This window comes from Sandarakinorhabdus sp., assembly GCF_032115815.1.
Lineage (GTDB): Bacteria > Pseudomonadota > Alphaproteobacteria > Sphingomonadales > Sphingomonadaceae > Sandarakinorhabdus.
Genome location: NZ_JAUMBI010000104.1, coordinates 1 through 5,264 on the forward strand (window position 1 = coordinate 1; position 5,264 = coordinate 5,264).

Below are 5,264 nucleotides of genomic sequence, written 5' to 3' on the forward strand. Positions count from 1 at the left end.
TCGTTGGCGCGCTGATCGCGGCCGCAGCGGGCGCCATCACCGATGGCGGTGGCCTGTCGCAGTGGCTGGGCCTGCTGGGCGTCGTGTTGGCCAGCGTCAACATCTTTGGCGGCTTTGCCGTCACGCGCCGCATGCTCGCCATGTACAAGAAAAAAGAAAAGAAGCCGGCGGCTTCGAAGTAAGGGCAGGGGCAAACGACCATGGAACACGCAGTCGCCGCTACCCCGGCTTGGGCCGTCTTGGCCTATCTCGCCGCCGGTGTGCTCTTCATTCTCGCCCTGCGCGGGCTGTCGTCGCCGGAATCCAGCCAGGCGGGCAACCGCAATGGCATGATCGGCATGGCGCTGGCCGTGGGCACCACGCTGGCCCTGCACCCGACCGGGCTTTTGCTGATCGTTGGCGCCATCGCCATCGGCGGCGGCATTGGCTGGGTGATCGCCCAGCGCATCCAGATGACGGCGATGCCGGAACTGGTCGCGGGCTTCCACAGCCTCGTCGGCATGGCTGCCGTGCTGGTGGGTTGCGCGGCCTATCTCAATCCGGCCGCGTTCGGCATCACCGATGCAACCGGCGCTATCCTTGCCGTGAGCCGCGTGGAAATGGGCCTGGGCGTTGCCATCGGGGCCATCACTTTCTCTGGTTCGATCATCGCCTTCCTCAAGCTTTCGGGCCGCATGTCCGGCTCGCCGATCCTGCTGCCGGGCCGCCACATCATCAACCTTGGCGTGCTGGCCGGCATCATCGTGCTCACCGGCGTGTTTGCCTTTGATACCGCTGCCGGCATGGGCCAGGGCCCGCTGATGTGGATCATCCTGGGCCTCAGCTTCATCATCGGCGTGACGCTGATCATCCCGATCGGCGGCGCGGACATGCCGGTCGTCATCTCGATGCTGAACAGCTATTCGGGCTGGGCCGCCGCGGCGATGGGCTTCACGCTGCAGAACACCGCGATGATCATCACCGGTGCGCTGGTCGGTTCGTCGGGCGCCATCCTCTCGTACATCATGTGCAAGGCGATGAACCGCAGCTTCATCAGCGTGATCGCCGGTGGCTTTGGCGCGGATTCGGGCAGCGGTGGTGGCGACAAGGCGTCTGGCCCGGCCAAGAGCTACAAGGCCGGCTCGGCTGATGATGCCGCCTTCATCATGCAGAATGCCGAAACCGTGATCATCGTGCCGGGTTACGGCATGGCCGTGTCACAGGCTCAGCACGCGCTCAGGGAAATGGGCGATCTGCTGCGCAAGGAAGGTGTTTCCGTCAAATACGCCATACACCCGGTCGCCGGTCGCATGCCTGGCCACATGAACGTGCTGCTGGCCGAAGCCAACGTGCCCTACGATGAAGTGTTCGAGCTGGAAGACATCAACAGCGAATTCGGCCAGTGCGATGTCGCCTTCGTCATCGGCGCCAACGACGTGACCAACCCGCTGGCCAAGACCGACAAGACGTCGCCCATCTATGGCATGCCGATCCTTGACGTCGAAAAGGCCAAGACCGTGCTGTTCATCAAACGCTCCATGGGCGGCGTGGGTTATGCCGGTGTGGACAACCCGGTGTTCTATGCGGACAACACCATGATGCTGCTGGCCGATGCCAAGAAGATGGTGGAGAATATCGTCAAGGCGCTCAATGGCGGGGGCCACTAAGCCTGGCCCTGCGGCAAGATCGTACGACTAATGAAAAGGGCGGCCTCACAGGCCGCCCTTTTTCGTTCCACCGACGGAGCCTCTGTCTCACGCTGCCGGCTTCTCGCTCCACAGCGCCGGGAACAGCCGCTTGAAGCCTTCCACCTTGGGTATGTCGTTCCACACGATATAGGGCTGGGTCGGGTGGGCGCGCAGGTAATTCTGGTGGTAACCCTCGCCGGCGTAGAAGGGCTTGGCGCCTTCGAACGTTGTCACGATCTTCGGCTTCCAGGTGCCGGCCTTCTCCAACTGCGCCACATAGGCGCGCGCAATCCGTTCCTGCTCCGCCCCGCGGGTGAACAGCGCGCTACGATACTGGCTGCCGCTGTCCGGGCCTTGGCGATTGAGTTGGGTCGGGTCATGCGCGACCGAGAAGAAGACCCTGAGCAGCGTGCCGTAGCTTACTACCGCAGGATCGTATGTCACTTCGACGGCTTCGGCATGGCCGGTCAGCCCACTGCCGGTGACCTCGTAGATGGCGGTCGCGCGCGCGCCGCCCGCATAGCCCGACACGACGGATTTCACGCCTTTCACCCGTTCGAACACGCCTTCCACGCCCCAGAAGCAGCCGCCGGCAAAGACCGCCTTCTGCAACGGGGCTTTGGTGAGCGGCGCATCAACGGCCGGGGCAGGGGCCAGCACCATGCGTTCGGCAGCACAGGCCGGGGTGGCGAGGGCAAGTGCGATCAGAAGGCGCTTCATGCCGATTTCCCCAGAACGAAGTTGAGCGACAGGCCGTTGATGCAATAACGCAGCCCGGTCGGCTTCGGCCCGTCATCGAACACATGGCCCTGGTGGCCGCCACAGCGGCTGCAATGCACTTCGGTGCGCACCATGAAATAGCTCTTGTCCACCGTGCTGCCGATCGCGGTCTTGTTCAGCGGCTGCCAGAAACTCGGCCAGCCGGTGCCACTGTCAAACTTGTGCGCTGAACTGAACAGCGGCAGCGCACAGCCACGGCACACGAAGGTGCCGGTGCGCTTTTCCTTGTTCAGCGGCGAGGTGAACGGGCGCTCCGTCGCCTCCTCGCGCAGCACGGCATAGGCATCCTTGCCCAGCCGGCGCCGCCATTCATCCGGCGTGTAGCTGACGGCAAAGCGGCCGGCTGCGGCATAGGCAGGGCCAGCGAAGGGAATAGCGGCGATGAGGCCGAGGAGGTTGCGTCGTGTGGTCATGCCTTCATATACGCAAGACACGGCTGAACGGTTACTTGCCGCGACGCCGCAGCCAGGCTTGCCCCTGCGTCTTCGCCAGGTCGACCAGATCCTCCATTGCCACCTGCATGTCGATCAGGTGCAGGCCCCAGCCCGGCACCACCTGGCCGCCCACCATCACGTCGCCGTTGATCGTATCAGTGCGTGGATCGGCCGGATCGGCGTTTATGCCCACCGAAAGCACGTTGGCATTTTCGCGGGTCATGCACTCGCCGGTAAGCAGGCCGGGCAGGGCGACGAACGGCGTGTAGATGTTGCGGCCCTTGGCCCATTTCGGGGCCGGGGTGCCGTTGTCGACAATGCCGGTGCGGTTGACCATCAACGGGCGCAGCGCGGTGCGGCCAGCCCCAGACGGATTGTTGGTCAGTACCGCCGGATTGGTGCAGGCCACCGCCATCCCAGCCGGCGCACTGGCGGCCGGGCGACCGAACAGGCTGGCCGGCGGCACCGGCATGGTGTCGCGGAAGCTCACCCAGGCGACAACGCAGCCAGTCTGCATGGAGGACCGACACAGCGGGGTGGACTTCAGATCGCCGCCAACATCGGCACCTTGCGGCACCAGAAGATTGTGGCCGGCGAGATAGGCGGCGATGATCAGCTTGGCGACGGGCTTGCCTTCGATCTCGGTCTGCATCAGCGCCTTCAGCACGCCGCTGCCCTGGCTGTGCCCGATCAAAATGACGCCGCGGCCCTTGTTGTCATGCTTCATATAGTCCGCGAACGCGGCCGACACATCGCGCAGGCCCATGGTGGGATCAGCGGTGACCGGCTTGCCCATCATGCGATCGCGCAGCGTGGCCAGCGTGACTTGCCGGTACAGCGGCGCGAACACCCGGCACGCCTGGCGGAACGGCGCGGCCTGGGCCTGGGCGACGCCAAGTTCGGCCGGATCGGCGGTCATGTCGCTGTTGGGCGTGGGATCGGTGGAAACGGTGGGATAGACGTAGAAACAGTCGATCTTCGGCTTTTTTGCTGCCGGCAGCATGTCCAGCGTGACGGTGGCATCGGCTGCCACCCGACTTGTGCTGGCATCACCGCTGCACGGGTCCTTGGCGCCGGGCTTGCACAGCCAGCTTTCCGGCTTGCGATAATCCGGGGCGGGCGCGGGCTGTGCGATTGCCGGCGCGGCGAGGAGGGCCAGCAGGGGGAGGACGAGCGTGCGTTTCATGTGCGGTATCCTGCAGATCATTCGTCACCCCGGCGAAAGCCGGGGCCCATCTCCCTGCCTGTTTGCCTGCCGCATGGTTGGGGCGATGGGCCCCGGCTTTCGCCGGGGTGACGGGAAGGGATGGTTATTTCCAGCCGTCCTTCAGCACGGGCGAAACCTCTTCGCCCATCTTTTCCAGCACTTCGATGATGCGTTCGCGGCCAACGTCATTCTGCGCCCAGAACATCGGGCCACCGCGATAGACCGGCCAGCCATAGCCGTTGATCCAGACGATATCGATATCGCTGGCGCGCTGGGCCTTGCCTTCGGCGAGGATGCGGGCGCCTTCGTTCACCATCGGGAACAGGCAGCGTTCCAGGATCTCCTGATCATCGATGGTGCGGCGGTTGATGCCCTTTTCCACGGCATAGGCATCGATGATGGCCAGCGCTTCCGGATTGGGCGTGCGGTTGCGGTTTTCGTCGTAGACGTAGAAGCCCTTGCCGTTCTTCTGGCCGCGCAGGCCGGCTTCGCACAGGCGATCACGCACGGTCTCGCCCTTCGACGTTTCGGCATTCCAGCCGATGTCGAGGCCAGCCAGATCGCTCATCTGGAAGGGGCCCATCGGGAAACCGAAATCGGTGAGCACGCGGTCGATATCGGCCGGGGCGGCGCCTTCCAGCATCAGCAGATTGGCCTGCTGCTGGCGGCGGCTGAGCATGCGGTTGCCGATGAAGCCGTGGCACACGCCAGCCACAACGGCGATCTTGCCGGTGGCCTTGCCCATGGCCATGGCCGTGGCGAGCACCTGGGGATCGGTCTTGGCGCCGCGCACCACTTCCAGCAGGCGCATGACATTGGCCGGCGAGAAATAATGCATGCCAACAACGCTTTCAGGGCGCGAGGTGGCCGAAGCGATCTCGTCCACATCCAGATAGCTGGTGTTGCTGGCCAGAATGGCGCCGGGCTTGGCAATCTTGTCCAGCTTGCCGAAGATATCCTTCTTGATCGCCATATTCTCGAACACGGCTTCGATGATCAGATCGCAATCGGCGAGATCATCCATGTTCAGCGTCGGGGTGAGGCGGCCCATGCGGGCTTCCACCTCCTCCATACTGAAACGGCCCTTCTTGGCGCTGTTCTCGTAATTCTTGCGGATCACGCCAACGCCGCGATCCAGCGCTTCCTGCTTCATCTCGACGATGGTGACGGGGATGC

At 64.1% G+C, this 5,264-nt stretch carries 6 protein-coding genes; 2 read left to right on the plus strand and 4 right to left on the minus strand.

The genetic code is table 11. The features are described from left to right. A partial coding sequence (locus RT662_RS06390) for a proton-translocating transhydrogenase family protein (protein ID WP_313669869.1) occupies positions 1–182 on the plus strand: 182 nt, incomplete at its 5' end. 18 nt (positions 183–200) lie between these two features. Further along, a complete protein-coding gene (locus RT662_RS06395) occupies positions 201–1,646 on the plus strand; it encodes an NAD(P)(+) transhydrogenase (Re/Si-specific) subunit beta (RefSeq protein WP_313669870.1) in 1,446 nt (481 codons plus the stop codon). Positions 1,647–1,733: 87 nt separating this feature from the next. On the opposite strand, the gene msrA is transcribed toward RT662_RS06395, so the two are convergent. The 4 genes from msrA to RT662_RS06415 all read right to left on the minus strand — a co-directional run. Beyond that, the gene (msrA, locus tag RT662_RS06400) at positions 1,734–2,387 is read right to left on the minus strand and encodes a peptide-methionine (S)-S-oxide reductase MsrA (RefSeq protein ID WP_313669871.1); all 654 of its coding nucleotides are present in this window, start codon (positions 2,385–2,387) and stop codon (positions 1,734–1,736) included. Beyond that, entirely contained in the window at positions 2,384–2,860 is a 477-nt protein-coding gene (msrB, locus tag RT662_RS06405; RefSeq protein WP_313669872.1) for a peptide-methionine (R)-S-oxide reductase MsrB, read from the minus strand. Before msrB ends, msrA begins: the two co-directional genes overlap by 4 nt. Before the next feature lie 31 nt (positions 2,861–2,891). Beyond that, entirely contained in the window at positions 2,892–4,067 is a 1,176-nt protein-coding gene (locus RT662_RS06410; RefSeq protein ID WP_313669873.1) for a DUF3089 domain-containing protein, read from the minus strand. Positions 4,068–4,191: 124 nt separating this feature from the next. Further along, positions 4,192–5,264, minus strand: a 1,073-nt coding sequence (locus RT662_RS06415) for a 3-hydroxyacyl-CoA dehydrogenase NAD-binding domain-containing protein (RefSeq protein WP_313669874.1), incomplete at its 5' end; no start/stop codon positions are given.